Source organism: Cellulosimicrobium sp. GQ32 (genome assembly GCF_059758455.1).
Genome location: NZ_JCAXEP010000001.1, coordinates 231,109 through 246,987 on the forward strand (window position 1 = coordinate 231,109; position 15,879 = coordinate 246,987).

Below are 15,879 nucleotides of genomic sequence, written 5' to 3' on the forward strand. Positions count from 1 at the left end.
GCGGCCCCCGTCGAGAGGGGCAACAAGTGGCAACTCGTTGCCCGGACCGCGCGCGCCCCCGGATAGTGACGGCACAGCGCACCGATGCGCGCCCTGTGCGCAGTCCGACGCACGGTCCTCGATGGAGAGGCAGGCTGATGGAACACCCCTCGACCGACGCACCACCCGCGCACGTCACGCCCCGGCACCGACGCAGAAGACGGCGTGCCGTCGTCGCCGCGCTCGCCGCCCTGGCCGTGCCGTCCGGCGTCCTCACGGCCCAGGCCGCCGTCCCGACCGCGGCACCCGCCGTCGCCCCCGCCGCGGCGCAGGCGGACATCCGTCCGCAGGAGCCCGGCGTGACGCTGCGCGTCTTCGACGTCCAGGTCATCCTCGACGACTACTGCACGCTCAAGCCCGGCCAGACGCCCAACGTCGACAAGATCATGCCGACCATCGACTGGACCACGGCGGCCGACTTCGGCCTCACGGACAAGTTCGTCACCGAGGTGACGGGGTACCTGAACGTCCCCGAGGCCGGCACGTACGACTTCCGGATCACGAACGACGACGGCGCGCGCCTGCTGCTCGACGACGAGCTCGTCGTCGACCACCCGGGCCGCCACGGCGCGACGTCGAAGGAGGGGTCGATCCAGCTCGACGCGGGCTACCGCGCGCTGCGCATCGACCACTTCGACGGCGAGTTCGACCAGCGGCTCAAGCTCGAGTGGCGGCCGCCGGGCGCGTCGGGCTACGTCGTCGTCCCGAACTCCGTGCTGAGCACCGACGCCGACGTCACGCGCGTCACCTCGCCCGGCCGCAAGGAGTGCGAGGGCGTCACCGAGGCCCCGGGCGACGGTCTGCCGCTCACCGAGGTGCACCCCGACTACAGGCTCACCGACCTGCGCCCCGAGGGCTTCCAGCCCCAGGTGACGGGCATGGACTGGCTGCCCGACGGTCGTCTGGCCATCTCCACGTGGGGCGGTGACCGGCTCACGCAGCGCGGCGAGGTCTACCTGATCGACCACGTCCAGGGAGACACCGGCGCCGACGACGTGACCTACACGAAGGTCGCGGAGGGCCTGACGGAGCCGATGGGCCTCAAGTACGTCGACGGCACGATCTACGTGTCCGAGAAGGACGGCCTCACCGCGCTCGTCGACACCGACGGCGACGAGGTCGCCGACGACTACGACACGATCGCGACCTGGCCGTTCGGCGGCAACTACCACGAGTTCGCGTTCGGCCTGCTCTACGAGGACGGCTACTTCTACGTCACCACCGGCATCGCCATGGTGCCGGGCGGCAACTCGCTCGACCCGCAGCTCGCGGAGAACCGCGGCTCGGTCATGAAGATCAGCAAGGAGACCGGCGAGGTCGAGTACGTCGCGGGCGGTCTGCGCACCCCCAACGGGCTCGGCTGGGGCGCCGACGGCGGCATGTACGTCACCGACAACCAGGGCGTCCGCATCCCGACCTCGAAGCTGGTGCGCGTCGAGGAGGGCGCGTTCTACAACCACTTCACCAACCCCGACGGCCCCTACGACGACCAGCCCGTCACCGAGCCGGTCCTGTGGATGCCGCACAGCGAGATCTCGAACTCGCCGAGCAACCCGGTCGTGCTCACCGAGGGCGTGTTCGCCGGGCAGCTCGCGATCGGCGACGTGACGTACGGCGGCCTCCAGCGCGCCTACCTCGAGGACGTCGCGGGCCAGGAGCAGGGCGCCGTCTTCCGCATGACGCAGGGCCTGGAGTCCGGCGTGAGCCGGACGAGCGTCGGTCCTGACGGCGCGATCTACGTGGGCGGCATCGGCTGGTCCGGCAACTGGGGCCAGGCGGGCAAGCTCTCCTACGGGCTCCAGAAGCTCACGTATGACGACAACAACGCGTTCGACATGCTCGCGATGCGTGCCGTCGAGGGCGGGTTCGAGATCGAGTACACGCAGCCGCTCTCCGAGGAGACGGCGCAGGACCTCGCGTCGAAGTACACCGCCGCGCAGTGGCGCTACGTCGCGACCCCGCAGTACGGCGGTCCGAAGGTCGACGAGGAGGACCTCGACGTCACCTCCGCGACCGTGTCGGAGGACCGCAAGACCGTCACGCTCCAGATCGACGGGCTGAAGCCGGGGCGCGTCGTGAACGTCCACTCCCCGCGCCCGTTCGCGTCCGAGACCGGGCAGGAGCTGTGGAGCACCGAGGCGTGGTACACCCTCACGCGTCTGCCCGACGGCTCCGTCGCACCGCCGGTCTACGAGGCCGAGGCCGCGGACATCAGCGGCGGCGCCGGCTGGAACAGCAACCACGCCGGCTACTCGGGCTCCGGGTTCGTCGACCGCAACTGGGAGCCGGGCGCCCAGACGACGTTCGCCGTCCGCACCGAGGAGGCCGGCCCGCACGACCTCGCGATCCGCTACGCCAACGGTCAGAACAGCGACCCCACGCCGCTGCCGAGGAACCTGAGCCTCTACGTCAACGGCGAGAAGCTCAAGCAGGTCTGGTTCGACAGCACCGTGGCGTGGTCCACGTGGGCCACGCAGGTCGAGACCGTGCCCCTGCGCGAGGGCGCCAACACCATCACGATCCGGCACGACGACGACGACATCGGGCACGTCAACCTCGACAGCCTCACCGTCACCCCGACCGAGCGCGTCACCCTGTTCGACGGCGACGACCTCGACCAGTGGGCAGCCGTCAACGGCGGCGGTCCCGCCACGTGGCCGATCGCCGACGGGTCCGTGGAGTCGTTCGGCGGCGACATCCGCACCCGGGAGAAGTTCGACGACTTCCGGATGCACGTCGAGTGGTACCAGCCGGAGCACGCCCCCACGCAGACCGGTCAGGCCCGCGGCAACAGCGGCGTCTACATCCAGGAGCGCTACGAGGTCCAGGTGCTCGAGTCCTTCGGCATCGACCCGCCGAGGAACGACCACGCCGGGGCGATCTACCTCCAGAGGGCTCCCGACGTGAACGCGGCCACCCCGATGGGTACGTGGCAGACGTACGACATCACGTTCCGTGGAGCCCGCTTCGGCCCCGACGGCAAGAAGACCGAGGACGCCCGCCTCACGCTCGTGTGGAACGGGCAGGTCGTGCACGACGACGTCGCCGTCACCGGCAAGACCGGCAACGGCCGGGCGGAGGGACCGACGTCGGGGTACATCAAGCTCCAGGACCACGGCGACCCCGGCCTCAACCCCCGGTTCCGCAACATCTGGATCGAGCGGCTCCCGAGCGTCGAGGAGCCCGGCCAGGAGGAGGTCGCGGTCACCGCGACCGCCGAGGTCCGGTGCCTCGCGGGCACGCCGTACGTCGCCGTGCGCGCCGTCAACGACGACACCGTCCCCCTGGACGTCGTCCTCGACACGCCGTTCGGGTCCAAGACGTTCTCCGACGTCGCCCCCGGCAAGAACGCCTACCAGTCGTTCGCCGTCCGGGGCGTGGAGGACCCGGCGGCCGGATCCGTGACCGTCACCGCCCGTCCGTCCGACACCTCTGACGAGCGGCAGACCGTCGCGACCCCGGAGCACGGCCAGCCGTCCTGCGGCTGACCAGCCCGGTCCGGACCCGGGGCCGTCTCGCGTACCGCACGGTGCACGAGGCGGCCCCGGCTCCGTCGTGTCGTCTCCCGAGGTAGAGCCATGGTCTACCGAGGTAGAGCCCTGGTCTGCCGAGGTAGAGCCATGGTCGCGCGAGGTAGAGCCATGGTCACGCGAGGTAGAGCCATGGTCGGCCGAGGTAGAGCCATGGTGTGCCGGGTAGAGCCCCGGTCATGCGAGGAAGGTGAGGTCGCCCGGGTGCGTGAAGACCAGGTGAGACGACGCCGGGCGGGGTGATTGGTGGTGCCGCGTCGTGGCGGGCCTGGAGCGAGGGATCATCCAGAGTGAGCTGGCGAACGCACGACAGTCCCGACCGAGAACGCGCGAGCGACGCGAGGAACGAGCGGCGCGGATGGTCGACGCGGCACCACCCCCACCCCGACCACCCCGGGCGACCACACGCTGTCGGGCATGACCACGCCTCTACCTCGGCAGACCAGGGCTCTACCTCGCGTGACCGGGGCTCTACCTCGCGTGACCAGGGCTCTACCTCGCGTGACCGGGGCTCTACCTCGCGTGACCAGGGCTCTACCTCGCGTGACCAGGGCTCTACCTCGGCCAACCACGGCTCTACCTCGCGCGACCTGGGTTCTGTCTCGCGGGACCCTACCTACCTCGGGGGGCCGCTGTTCCTCCTCGCGCGACTACCGGTCTCCCTCGCTAGCGGGTGGGGGCGAGGGTCGTGGAGTCGCGGACCATGAGCTCGACGGGGAGGACGTCGTCGGGTGGCGTCGCGGGCTCCGGGGACCCGTCGCCGTCGGCGGCGGCAACCCCGCGACGCGTGCCGAGCGCGGCGACCAGGCGGTCGACGGCGCGGGCGCCGAGGCGCGCGAGGTCGGTGCGGACCGTGGTGAGCGGGGGCGAGGCGAGGGTCGCGACGAACGTGTCGTCGAACCCGACGACGCTGAGGTCGCGCGGGACGTCGACGCCGCGCTCGCGCAGACGCGCCACGAGGCCGAGGGCGACGAGGTCGTTGTAGGCGAGGACCGCCGTCGCGCCCGACGCGACGACGAGGTCGGCGGCGGCGCGGCCGCCCTCGACGCGGGGGCGGAACGACCCCACGGTGACGGTCTCGACGTCCGGGTAGCGCTCGCGGGCGGCGTCGAGCCCGGCGCGGCGGCGTGCGTCCGACCACGACCGGTCGGGCCCGCCGACGTACGCGACCCGGCGGTGGCCCAGCGCACGGAGGTGCTCGACGGCGAGGAGGACGCCGTGCACGTCGTCCGAGGAGACGGAGGGGATGCCCTCGTGGCGGAGGTTGACGAGCACGACCGGGGCGTCGCGCGCAGCGTCCAGGTCGGCCTCGGCCGCACGCGGGGAGCACAGCACGAGCCCGTCCGTCTGGGACCGCAGCCCCGTCACGAGCTCCGTCTCGAGCGCGGGGTCCTCCCCCGCGTCGACGACGAACACGGCGTGGCCGGTCTGGCGCGCCCGCGCCTGCACGCCCTTGGTCACGGACGCGAAGTAGGGATTCTCGAGGTCGGGCACCACGAGCCCGAGGGCTCCGGTCCGCCCGGCGCGCAGCCCGCTCGCGGCGCGGTTGGGCCGGTAGCCGAGGCGGTTGGCGACGGCGACGACGCGGTCGCGCGTCTCCGGCGCGACCCGCTCGGGCTCGGCGAGGGCGCGCGAGACCGTGGAGATCGACACCCCGCTCTCGCGGGCGACGTCACGGACGGTGACCACGGCTGCCTCCTCGGCGCTCGGGCCCCGCGGGGAGACCGGGGCTGCGAACGATTGTAGCGCTCGGGGCCGGTGACACATCAGTACGCCGATGACGTAGGATGCAAACGTTCGCAACGATGCCTCTGGAGGAACCCGTGACGAGCACGGCCCACCTGGACCCGACCACCGCGACGGCGTCGTGGTCCCTGCACCCCGACCGCGCCCTGCCCGCCGACCCGGTGCTGCGCCCGCTCGCCCGCGAGGTCTACGCCGAGACGCGCGACCTGCCGATCGTCTCGATGCACGGCCACGTCGACGTCACGCTGTTCGCCGACGACGCCCCGTTCGGCGACCCCGCCGCGCTGTTCGTCACGCCCGACCACTACCTCGTGCGCATGCTCGTCGCGCAGAGCACGTCACCGCACGGGTCGCCGGGCGTGCACGGCGTCCAGGACCTCGGGGTCGCGCCCGTGCCCGGCGCCCCCGCCGGCACGGCCCCCGCGGAGACCGACCCGCGCGAGATCTGGCGCCGGTTCTGCGCCGGGTGGCACCTGTTCCGCGGCACCCCGACGCGCTACTGGACCGAGCACGCGCTCGTCGAGGTCTTCGGCGCGCCGGTGAAGCCGTCGGCCGAGACCGCGGACGCGCTGTACGACCACCTGGTCGACCGGCTCGCGCGTCCCGAGTACCGTCCGCGCGCGCTGTTCGAGCGGTTCGGCCTCGAGCTCCTCGCGACGACCGACCCCGCGCAGTCCCCGCTCGCCGACCACGCGCGCCTCGCCGCCGACGGTTGGGGCGAGCGCGTCGTGCCGACGTTCCGCCCCGACCCGCTCCTGCACGTCGACCGCGCCGACTGGGCCGCCCAGGTGGCCGAGCTCGGCGCGGCCGCGGGGACGGACGTCGTCGACTACCGGTCCTACCTCGACGCGCTGCGCGCACGCCGCGCCGCGTTCGTCGCCGCCGGCGCCCGCGCGACCGACCACGGCCACCTGACCGCCGACACCACTCCTCTCGACGACGCCGACGCCGCCCGCATCCTCGACCGCGCGCTGCGCGGCGAGGCCACGGCGGCCGAGGCCCGAGCCTTCTCCGCGCACATGCTCTTCCAGATGGCTGCGATGTCGGCCGAGGACGGGCTCGTCCTGCAGCTCCACCCCGGCGTCCTGCGCGACCACTGCGCCGGCGTCGCGCAGGCCTACGGGCCGGACAAGGGCTACGACATCCCCGAGCGCACCGAGTACGTGCGCGCGCTGCGCCCCGTCCTCGAGGCGTTCGGCCACCACCCGCGCTTCCGGATGATCGCGTTCACCGTGGACGAGGACACGTACTCGCGCGAGCTCGCGCCGCTCGCGGGCGTCTACCCGGCGCTGCGGCTCGGCGCCCCGTGGTGGTTCCTCGACACCCCCGACGGCATGCGCCGCTTCCGCGAGGCCGCGACCGACTCCGCCGGGTTCTACAACACGAGCGGGTTCGTCGACGACACGCGCGCGTTCTGCTCCATCCCGGCCCGCCACGACCTCGCGCGCCGGATCGACGCCGGCCACCTCGCCCGCCTCGTCGCCGAGCACCGGCTCGACCTCGACGAGGCGATCGAGACGGCCGTCGACCTCGCCTACCACCTGCCCAAGGCGTCCTATCCCCCGTCGAGTGCCTGAGACAGTCGCCGCGGCGGCCCGATCTCGCGGCTGTCTCACGCACTCACGCTCTATCCGTTCCCCAGGAGTGAACCCGTGACCACCCCGGACCATTCGTCCGTGCACCCCGCCTGGCTGCCCGACGCCGCGACCGCCTTCCTGCACGGCCGCACCGTGCTCGTCGCGGGCGACGGCCCGCTCGCCGAGACCGTCCGCGGCGAGGCCCGCCGTGCGGGCGCGACCCTCGTCGACGGCGACGCCGACCTCGTCCTGCGCGACACCGGCGCCGTCCCCGGCGGCGAGGGGTTCGTCGTCGCGCACCGAGACGGACGCCTGGACGTCGCGGCGGACGACGACGCCGCGCTCCTCCGCGCGTGGTTCCACGTCGTGCGCGCCGGGACGACGGACCCCGCCGGCCACCCGGAGGCGCGCCACGAGCCCGCGCACGCGCTGCGCATGCTCGACCACTGGGACAACGTCGACGTCCACCCGGTCATGGGTCAGGTCGAGCGCGGGTACTCCGGCGGCTCGATCTTCTACGCGGACGGGCGCGTGCGCGAGGACCTGTCACGCGTCGAGCAGTACGCGCGCCTGCTCGCGGCGACGGGTGTGAACCGGGTCGCGATCAACAACGTCAACGTGCACGCGCGCGAGGCGCGGCTGCTCACGGACGGCCTGCCCGACGTCGCGCGCATCGCCGCCGCGTTCCGGCCGTGGGGCATCCGGGTGCACCTGTCGGTGAGCTTCGCGTCGCCGATCGTGCTCGGCGGGCTCACGACGTCGGACCCGCTCGACCCGGACGTCCGGGCGTGGTGGGCCGACGCCGTCGCCCGTGTGTACGAGGTGATCCCCGACTTCGGCGGGTTCGTCGTCAAGGCGGACTCCGAGGGCCAGCCAGGGCCGTTCGCGTACGGGCGCGACCACGCCGACGGCGCGAACCTCCTCGCGCGCGCCCTCGCCCCGCACGGCGGCACGGTGCACTGGCGCGCGTTCGTCTACGACCACACGCAGGACTGGCGTGACCGCTCGACCGACCGGGCGCGCGCCGCCTACGACCACTTCGCGCCGCTCGACGGGCGGTTCGACGAGAACGTCGTGGTGCAGGTCAAGCACGGCCCGATGGACTTCCAGACGCGCGAGCCCGTGTCCCCCGTGCTCGCGGCGATGCCGCGCACGCGCCTCGCCGTCGAGCTCCAGGTGACGCAGGAGTACACGGGCCAGCAGCGGCACGCGTGCTACCTGGGCCCGTGGTGGAGCGAGATCCTGCGGTTCCGCCCGTGGGGCCCGGTCGAGGGCGACGACGGCTCCCCCACCGTGTCCGACGTCGTCGGGGGCGCCGGCCCGGGAGCGTCTCCCCGGGTCGCGGCCGCGCGCGGCGGCGGGATCGCCGCGGTGTCCAACGTCGGCGACGACGCGTTCTGGACGGGCCACCCGCTCGCGCAGGCGAACCTCTACGCGTTCGGCCGCCTCGCGTGGGACCCGACGCTCGACCCGACCGGCGTCCTCGACGAGTGGGTGGCGCTGACGTTCGCGTCCCCGTCGCCCGCGGGCGCCGACCGCACGGTCGACCCCGACGTCCGGGCGGGGGTCCACGCCGTCCTCGACGACTCGTGGCGCACCTACGAGGCGTACACCGCGCCGCTCGGCGTGGGCTTCATGGTGAACCCGGGGCACCACTACGGGCCGTCGGTCGACGGCTACGAGTACTCGCCGTGGGGCACGTACCACTTCGCCGACCGCGACGGCATCGGCGTCGACCGCACCCGCGCGACCGGGACCGGCTACACCGGCCAGTACCCCGCGCCGTGGCGCGACGTCTACGAGTCGCTCGACACGTGCCCCGACGAGTTGCTGCTCTTCTTCCACCACGTGCCGTACGGGCACGTGCTGCACGACGGCACGACCGTCGTCCAGCACGTTTACGACACCCACTTCGCCGGTGTCGAGCGCGTCGAGGAGTACGTCCGCACGTGGGAGGGGTTGCGCGGCGCGGTCGACGACGCGACGTTCGATCGCGTCACCGAGCGCCTCGCGGAGCAGCTCCGCTCGGCGCGCGAGTGGCGCGACCAGGTGTGCACGTACTTCCTGCGCGCGTCCGGCGTGGCCGACGCGCACGGCCGCACGATCTACTGAGCACGTGACAGAGCCAGCGACCGAGCCCGTGACCGCAGCCGTGACCCGGCCCGGGACGACCGCGCCCTCCCCCGAGGCGCACGGGATCCCGTCCGCCGCGGTCCTCGACCTCCTCGACGCGCTCGAGGACGGCGGGCTCGACCCGCACGGCCTCGTCGTCGCGCGCGCCGGCGTCCCGGTGGTCGAGGCGGCGTGGGCACCCCACGACGCGCCGCTGCCGGGCCTCGTCTACTCCGTCTCGAAGACGTTCACCGCGCTCGCCGTCGGGCACCTCGTGGCCGAGGGGCGCCTCGCCGTCGACGACCTCGTCGGCGAGGCGCTCGGCCTGCTCGACCCGACCGGCCTCACCGTGCGGCACCTGCTGACGATGAACACCGGTCACACGTCCGGCCAGCTCGCCGAGATCGGGTTCGACCTCCCCCGCCTGCTCGCGACCCCACCGGAGCACGCCCCGGGCACGCACTTCGCGTACAGCTCGCCCGCGTCACGTGCGCTGTCCGAGGTCGTCACGGCGATCACGGGCGAACGCCTGCTCGACTACCTGCGCCCGCGCGTCCTCGACCCGCTGGGGGTCGCGCACCCGTGGTGGGTCCCGCTCGGTGCCATCGACCAGGGCTTCTCAGGGCTGCACGTGACGACCGCCGAGATGGCGCGCCTCGCCGTCGCGATGGCCGACGGCGGCCGCTACGCGGGCGTCACGGTGATCCCGCCCGCGTGGCTGGCCGCGATGCGCGAGCCGTGGTCGGACACGGCGGAGCACGGCGGCGCCCCCGGGGTGTCCGGCGGCGAGCCGCCGGACTGGTCGCGCGGCTACGGCTACCAGGTGTGGACGAGCCGGCACGGTTTCCGGGCCGACGGCGCGTACGGGCAGTTCGCGATCGCCGTCCCCGAGCGCGGGCTCGCGATCGGGTACCGCGGCGCGACCCGCGACGCGCAGTCGACCCTCGACGCGATCTGGGCGTTCGTCGAGCGCACGGGTGACGGAAGCACCCCGCTGCCGCCCGACCCCGCCGCCGCGGCGCGCCTCGCGGACCGGCTCGCGACGCTCGACTCGTGGCCGGGGATCCTCGGCCGGGAGCTCGACCCGCAACCGACGCCGCAGGACGTGATCAGCCCGGTGACGTGGACGCTCCACGCCGCCCGGGCCGGGTCTCCGTACACCTGGCGCCTCGACGTCGGCGGGCAGCCTGTCCCCGTCGCGGAGGACCGCTGGACGACCCGCGTCCTGCCCTGGCCCCACGCCGCCGAGGGCTCCGGCCCTGCCGCGGGGCCCGTCGTCGACCCCGTGCTCGCGGTCTCGACGCGCGGCCACGCACTGACCGACGGCACCGTCGAGGTGCACGTGGTGCTCCCGACGTCGCCGCACCGCCTTGTCGCGACGGGCCGCCCCGGGGAGCGCCTGACCCTCGCCTGGCACACGACGCCGCTGTGGCACCCGAGCCTGTCGACGCTCGTCGTCCCGGCGGCCCACGCCTCGACGTTCGTTTGAGTCGGCCCCTCTCGCGAAAGTCGTCGGCGCGACGTGTCGATCTCGCCGCCCGGGCTTCGTCGTCTGGGTGAGCGGCCGCACGGGCCGCACCGACGGAGGAGGCACGATGACCTTTCTGGAGACGATCCTCGCGGCGAACCGGGAGCAGCCGCCGGACCTCGCGCGCTACCGTGACGGACGGCGCAGCGTGGGCGACGGGATCGACGTCGCCGACGTGGTGCTCTACGGGCCGACGGCGCTCCGCCGGCCCGCGACGACGAGGGCGGAGGACCTCTGATGCGCTACCTGATGCTCGTGCTCGGCACGCCGCACGACCCTGACCTGCGCCCCGAGGAGGCCGAGGCCGCTCCCCCGATCGAGGAGTGGGTCGGGCGCCACTACGGCAGCGGTGCCGCGGTGATCGGCGACCGGCTGCGACCGGCGGAGGACGCCGTCGGCGTGCGGGTGCGCGGCGGCAAGGTCCTCGTCACCGACGGGCCGTTCTCCGAGACCAAGGAGACGATCGCCGGGTTCGACGTCCTCGAGGCGCCCGACCTGGACACCGCGATCGCCATCGCGTCGGAGCACCCCATGGCGTACGGCGGCGCGATCGAGCTGCACCCGGCCTGGCCGCTCGACCTCGACGGGTCCTGACCTGTCGGTCGTGACCGGCACCGACACCGCCGTCGAGGACGCGTTCCGCACCGAGTGGGGACGCGTCCTCGGCGCGGTCGCGCGCAGCACGAGCGACCTCGACCTCGCCGAGGAGTCGGCGCAGGAGGCGTTCGCGACCGCGCTGCGCACGTGGACGGCGCTCGTGGCACGATGTTCCGCATGATAGAGACTCGAAGGTCGTCACCGTTGATTGCCTCAATCGAAGTCGAGCGACTATTTGGCACAAAAAACTATCGACTCGAGAATCCATGGGTAGCAAATCACCCTAGCCAACTGATGCTTCTATACGGTCCGAATGGATCCGGCAAGACAACGTTGCTCCGATTGGTCTGGCACGTGCTGAGCCCCGCTGAGAATCGTGGGCACCGCACGCATATCGCGCAAACCCCTTTCTCGCGGCTAACCATTCGCTTTTCCTTCGGCCACACGCTTGTCGTACGCAAACTCGATGGATTGCTCGGCTCCTTTACAATCTCAATTCAAAGGCCTGGCAAAGATCCGGAAGTCGCGACGTTTGCGGCCGATGATGATCACGTCGTTCGTGGTGGAATGGGCAACCTACGCGCGCTCGCCGAGCAGGTCAATCGGTCAAACAAATCATCCCTAAAGGCGCGCGAGTTGCGGTCCATAGAGCGCCGAATCACCTCACATAACGACTCCCTCGCCGCCGAGCAGGCATATTACGAGTTCTTGTCACGACGCGTGAGTAACCCCATCCTCCTCGCGGACGATCGCAGCGTGCTCTCCGACGAGGAGGACTTGAACCGCGCCCGCGAACTCCTATTTCGTAGATCGGATATGGATCGTCAGGATCGGCTCAGTCGGATGGTGCACCTAGAGCTACAACTGACCGTCCGTCGAGCGAGCGACTACCTGCGGAGCCTCACTCTAGGGGCACAGAATCATGGGTCCGCCAATAGCAATGCGATATATCGCGACTTTCTCGCTCAGTTGGCGGGTGGACGTCGCTCCGGCGAAACCCAGGAAGTGCGTGCATTCGGGCTGCTCGACGATATCCGCACTACGAGCCCGCGGTTCGAAGCATTTGGCCTCGTCCCGCGTCTTGACACTGAGGGCCTCATCGCGATGCTTTGGCGGATTGAGGATCATGAGAGACTCGGGATCGCAGACAGCGTGCTTTCGCCCTACTTGGAGAGCCTGAAAGCGCGCTTTGAGGCACTTGAGGAAGCGCGAACTGTGCTCGAAGCCCTCGTTCCAACTGCCAACAGCTTCTTCATAGGAAAGTCGGTGGTCTTTGAGCCTCAGCGCGGATTGATCGTTGTATCCGATTCAGGCCAGGACCTAGAGCTTTCGTCGCTATCTTCGGGTGAAAGACACCTGCTCATGCTCCTTTGCACGACGTTGCTGGCAAGAGTTGATACAGCCCTGGTTCTCATTGACGAACCGGAACTTAGTCTTGGTGTAGATTGGCAACGACGAGTAGTCGACGCACTTCTTGGTCTCGTCGCAAAGACATCCGTACAGTTCCTTATCGCGACACATTCAATAGAGATTCTGAGTGGTCACGCCGAGTCAATCGTCGTACTGGAGGGTCGCTAGCAGCAATGATCCCGAAACGTCGACTCGAGGAGCTTGCCGTCGAGTATCGCTTGAACCCTCAGATCCGTGACATCTATGTCGAGGGAAGAGATGATGCTGGACTTGTGAGATGGTACCTCGCAGAGAGTGGGTATACGCGGGGCGGTGTATACGCCATTGACGATCGCGTCGAAGTTGACGCGGGAGTCGTGTCTCGACATCATCGCGAAGTTAATGCTCGTGGCCGAGTGGTTGCGCTGGCCGTGGAGAGCTCTACGTGGAACCTCGAAGAGGCGTCGGTTACGTGTGTTGTAGACCGAGACTATGACGACCTCGATGCAGCTCTGCCGCGCCTACCTGAACTCTTGACCACAGATCACGCGGCGATGGAGGTGTACACCTTAAGGGACCGTCCGCTACGCAGTTTCCTCATGCGAGCCGCCAAGTCTAGCGTCGAACCCAGCGACGTGCGCTCGCTGCTCCGACCCGTTTGGGTAGCCGTCTACGTGTTGAGATTCGTACTCCACACACATGAAGAGGGCCGACGGCTCGCCGACAAGTTCGCATCTCGCTGCGTCGGGTCACAGGGTCAAGTCATTTCCGATATCCGAGAACTCGTTAAGGCGATTCGCCCAACACCCGAAAGATCTACGCTGGATCGACTCCTTCAAATGCACGAGGAGTACTTAAGGCAGGTCCCCGTCGACGAGTACGCGGGCATTCGCGGTCACGATATCGCACCCATGATCATTGAGTTTCTTCGCTTGCGAAACGATTTGGCCAAGGTGGAGACAGTCGAGAGCCTCCTTCGACAGGCTCTCGACAAGATCGATCTTGATTCGACAAATCTCTTCCCAGCACTGCTGCGACGAGTTCGGGACTCGTGAAGCGGTACGCGTGGGGATCAAAATGCGTTGTCCGGCACGTCACACAGGGATGCATTTTGCTCGTTGACCACAGAACAATCGTGTTGGTTTGGAGCGAGAGACGTCCTTGGCTTTGTTCCCTGTTGTCAAGTCGGGTAGCACCTCTGAGGTGCCGCAACATCGACCGGAAGTTCTCAAGGCCGGTCCTCCCGCAGCACGACGACGTCCGTCGGGGCGAGGCGAAGACGCTCGCCGCGCTCGATCCGGCGGCCGGTGAGGAGGTCGGTGCCCGCCGCGTGCGCGGCGACCTCGACGGTCTCCTGGGCGTGGTTGAGGACGAACGCGGTGCGCTCGCCGTCGCGCTCGCGCACGGCGAGCTCGAGGTCGGGGACGTCGGCGTACGGGCCGACGAGGCCGTGCCGGTCGAGCACGCGCCGCACGACCCACGCGACGCCCGCGTCGTCGAGCGCCGTGGTGACGTACCAGGCCTCGCCGGGCACGCCGTCGGTCCCCCCGACGCGGTGGCGCGTGACCGCCGGGGTCCCGGCGTAGAACTCGGCGCCGTACGTCCCGACGACCTCGGCGCCCTGCGGCACCACGACCTCGAACACGAGCCCGCCGCCCACGACGAGCGGCGCCTCGGCGCTCCCCGGCGTCCCGGCGGCGTCGGCGACGTCGTCGAGGTCGGGGTCGTGCAGCGCGACCGGGTTCACGACGCCCGGCTCGGCGGAGTCGGTCTCCTCGACCCGGATGCCGAACAGCGACCCGAGCGGACCGGGCGCGTCCAGGAGGAACGCGTTGTCGTCCTCGTCGACCCGGCCCGCCCAGAACGACGACAGCACGGTGCCGCCCCGCGCGGCCACGCCCTCCAGGCGCGCGGCGACGTCGCCCTTCAGGAGGTGCAGCATGGGCGCGACGACGACGTCGTACCGCGACAGGTCGGCGGTCACAGGTACGACGTCCACGTCGGCGTTCGCCTGCCACAGCGCGCGGTAGTACGCGAGCACGGTGTCGACGTAGCGCGCGTGGCGGTTGAAGCCGTCCGTCATCTCGGCGGCCCACCACGAGTCCCAGTCGAACAGCAACGCGACGCGCGCGGGGGTCCGGGCGCCGAGGACGGCGTCGCCGAGGCCGCGCAGCTCGCTGCCGAGCGCGGCGATCTCGCGGAAGCTCCGCGTGTCACGACGCCCCGCGTGGTCCAGCACGGCGCCGTGGTACTTCTCGCACGCGCCCTTCGACTGCCGCATCTGGAAGTACAGGACGGCGTCCGCGCCGTGCGCGACCGCCTGCCACGACCACAGGCGCAGCACGCCCGGGCGCTTCACCGGGTTGACGTCGCGCGAGGCGGTGATGGTCGGCGTCTGCTCCATGACCCAGAACGGCGCGCCGTCCTTGAGTCCTCGCATGAGGTCGTGCGCGAGCGCCATGCGCGCGTGCTCGCGCTGCCCGGGCGGGTAGTTGTCCCACGACGCGAAGTCGAGGTCGTCGGCCCAGCGGTGGTAGTCGAGCGGGCGGAACATGCCCATGAAGTTCGTCGTGACGGGCGTCGTCGCGTCGTGCTCGCGGATGCGGGCCTTCTCGTCGCGGAAGTTCTGCCGCATCGCGTCGGTCATGAAGCGGCGGTAGTCGAGCGTGATGCCCTGGAACGCCGTGTGGTCGGGCCCGCGCCAGTGCTCGGTGAGCTTGTTCGGCGGCACGACCTGGTCCCAGTCGGAGAACAGGTGCGACCAGAAGGTCGCGTTCCACGCCTCGTTCAGGCGCTCGATCGTGCCGTACCGCTCGCGCAGCCACCCGCGGAAGGCGACGGCGCAGCGCTCGCACCAGCAGCCGCCGTCGTACCCGCCGTACTCGTTGCCCACGTGCCACGCGACGAGGCCGGGCGTGCCGGCGTAGCGCTCGGCGATGCGCCCCGCGAGCTCGGCGGCGAGGCGGCGGTACACGGGCGAGCTGGGGCACGCGTTGTGCCGCTGCCCGTACGCGTGCGCGCGGCCCTCGAAGTCGGTGCGGTTCACCTCGGGGTACGCGTGCGCGAGCCACGGGGGTAGCGCGCCGGTCGACGTCGCGAGCACGATCTGGCGCCCGCCCTCGACCGCGCGCGCCACGATCTCGTCGAGGCGCGTGAAGTCGTAGGTGTCCTCGGCGGGCTGGAGGTACGACCACCCGAAGACGGCGAGCGTCACCGTGTCGATCGAGGCCTCGTCGAACGCGGCGTAGTCGTCCTCCCACACGGCGCGCGGCCACTGCTCGGGGTTGTAGTCGCCCCCGTAGAGGATCTTCTCGGTCGCGGGCAGACGGGCGGGGGTCATGACGGGGACGGCTCCTCGGGC

11 protein-coding genes are annotated in these 15,879 nt (G+C 70.9%); 9 read left to right on the forward strand and 2 right to left on the reverse strand.

The genetic code is table 11. From position 1 onward, the window contains the following. Positions 1 to 137: 137 nt before the first annotated feature. Positions 138 to 3,527 carry a 3-keto-alpha-glucoside-1,2-lyase-like domain-containing protein gene (locus AC6CH9_RS00900; RefSeq protein WP_498153216.1) on the forward strand — a complete coding sequence of 1,130 codons (3,390 nt, stop codon included), beginning with the start codon at positions 138 to 140 and terminating at the stop codon, positions 3,525 to 3,527. 708 nt (positions 3,528 to 4,235) lie between these two features. Here AC6CH9_RS00900 and AC6CH9_RS00905 read toward each other — a convergent pair. After that, a complete protein-coding gene (locus tag AC6CH9_RS00905; RefSeq protein ID WP_498153217.1) occupies positions 4,236 to 5,258 on the reverse strand; it encodes a LacI family DNA-binding transcriptional regulator in 1,023 nt (340 codons plus the stop codon). 134 nt (positions 5,259 to 5,392) lie between these two features. On the opposite strand from AC6CH9_RS00905, the gene uxaC reads away from it, so the two are divergent. The 8 genes from uxaC (at position 5,393) to AC6CH9_RS00945 (ending at position 13,573) form a co-directional block, all read left to right on the forward strand. Then, on the forward strand, positions 5,393 to 6,892 hold the full coding sequence (gene uxaC, locus AC6CH9_RS00910) for a glucuronate isomerase (RefSeq protein ID WP_498153218.1): 1,500 nt from the start codon (positions 5,393 to 5,395) through the stop codon (positions 6,890 to 6,892). 75 nt (positions 6,893 to 6,967) lie between these two features. Next, entirely contained in the window at positions 6,968 to 9,004 is a 2,037-nt protein-coding gene (locus AC6CH9_RS00915; protein ID WP_498153219.1) for an alpha-glucuronidase, read from the forward strand. Positions 9,005 to 9,008: 4 nt separating this feature from the next. Continuing rightward, on the forward strand, positions 9,009 to 10,493 hold the full coding sequence (locus AC6CH9_RS00920) for a serine hydrolase domain-containing protein (RefSeq protein ID WP_498153220.1): 1,485 nt from the start codon (positions 9,009 to 9,011) through the stop codon (positions 10,491 to 10,493). A 106-nt stretch (positions 10,494 to 10,599) separates the two neighbouring features. After that, entirely contained in the window at positions 10,600 to 10,770 is a 171-nt protein-coding gene (locus AC6CH9_RS00925) for a hypothetical protein (RefSeq protein WP_498153221.1), read from the forward strand. Then, complete coding sequence (locus AC6CH9_RS00930) at positions 10,770 to 11,126, forward strand: YciI family protein (RefSeq protein WP_498153222.1); 357 nt, start codon at positions 10,770 to 10,772, stop codon at positions 11,124 to 11,126. The genes AC6CH9_RS00925 and AC6CH9_RS00930 overlap by 1 nt, the downstream gene beginning before the upstream one ends. A gap of 10 nt (positions 11,127 to 11,136) precedes the next feature. Next, positions 11,137 to 11,310 carry a hypothetical protein gene (locus AC6CH9_RS00935; protein WP_498153223.1) on the forward strand — a complete coding sequence of 58 codons (174 nt, stop codon included), beginning with the start codon at positions 11,137 to 11,139 and terminating at the stop codon, positions 11,308 to 11,310. Between the two features lie 23 nt (positions 11,311 to 11,333). Then, the gene (locus AC6CH9_RS00940; RefSeq protein WP_498153224.1) at positions 11,334 to 12,707 is read left to right on the forward strand and encodes an AAA family ATPase; all 1,374 of its coding nucleotides are present in this window, start codon (positions 11,334 to 11,336) and stop codon (positions 12,705 to 12,707) included. 5 nt (positions 12,708 to 12,712) lie between these two features. Then, positions 12,713 to 13,573 carry a hypothetical protein gene (locus AC6CH9_RS00945; protein ID WP_498153225.1) on the forward strand — a complete coding sequence of 287 codons (861 nt, stop codon included), beginning with the start codon at positions 12,713 to 12,715 and terminating at the stop codon, positions 13,571 to 13,573. Positions 13,574 to 13,746: 173 nt separating this feature from the next. Here the strand turns inward: AC6CH9_RS00945 and AC6CH9_RS00950 are convergent, their stop codons facing one another. Next, positions 13,747 to 15,858, reverse strand: coding sequence for a beta-galactosidase (locus tag AC6CH9_RS00950; protein ID WP_498153226.1), 2,112 nt, complete (start codon positions 15,856 to 15,858; stop codon positions 13,747 to 13,749). Positions 15,859 to 15,879: the final 21 nt, after the last annotated feature.

Bases quoted from the DNA above. Each gene is read 5' to 3' on its own strand.
- AC6CH9_RS00900 (WP_498153216.1), top strand. From the start codon at position 138: ATGGAACACCCCTCGACCGACGCACCACCCGCGCACGTCACGCCCCGG.
- AC6CH9_RS00925 (WP_498153221.1), top strand. From the start codon at position 10,600: ATGACCTTTCTGGAGACGATCCTCGCGGCGAACCGGGAGCAGCCGCCG.
- AC6CH9_RS00930 (WP_498153222.1), top strand. From the start codon at position 10,770: ATGCGCTACCTGATGCTCGTGCTCGGCACGCCGCACGACCCTGACCTG.
- AC6CH9_RS00945 (WP_498153225.1), top strand. From the start codon at position 12,713: ATGATCCCGAAACGTCGACTCGAGGAGCTTGCCGTCGAGTATCGCTTG.
- AC6CH9_RS00950 (WP_498153226.1), bottom strand. From the start codon at position 15,858: ATGACCCCCGCCCGTCTGCCCGCGACCGAGAAGATCCTCTACGGGGGC.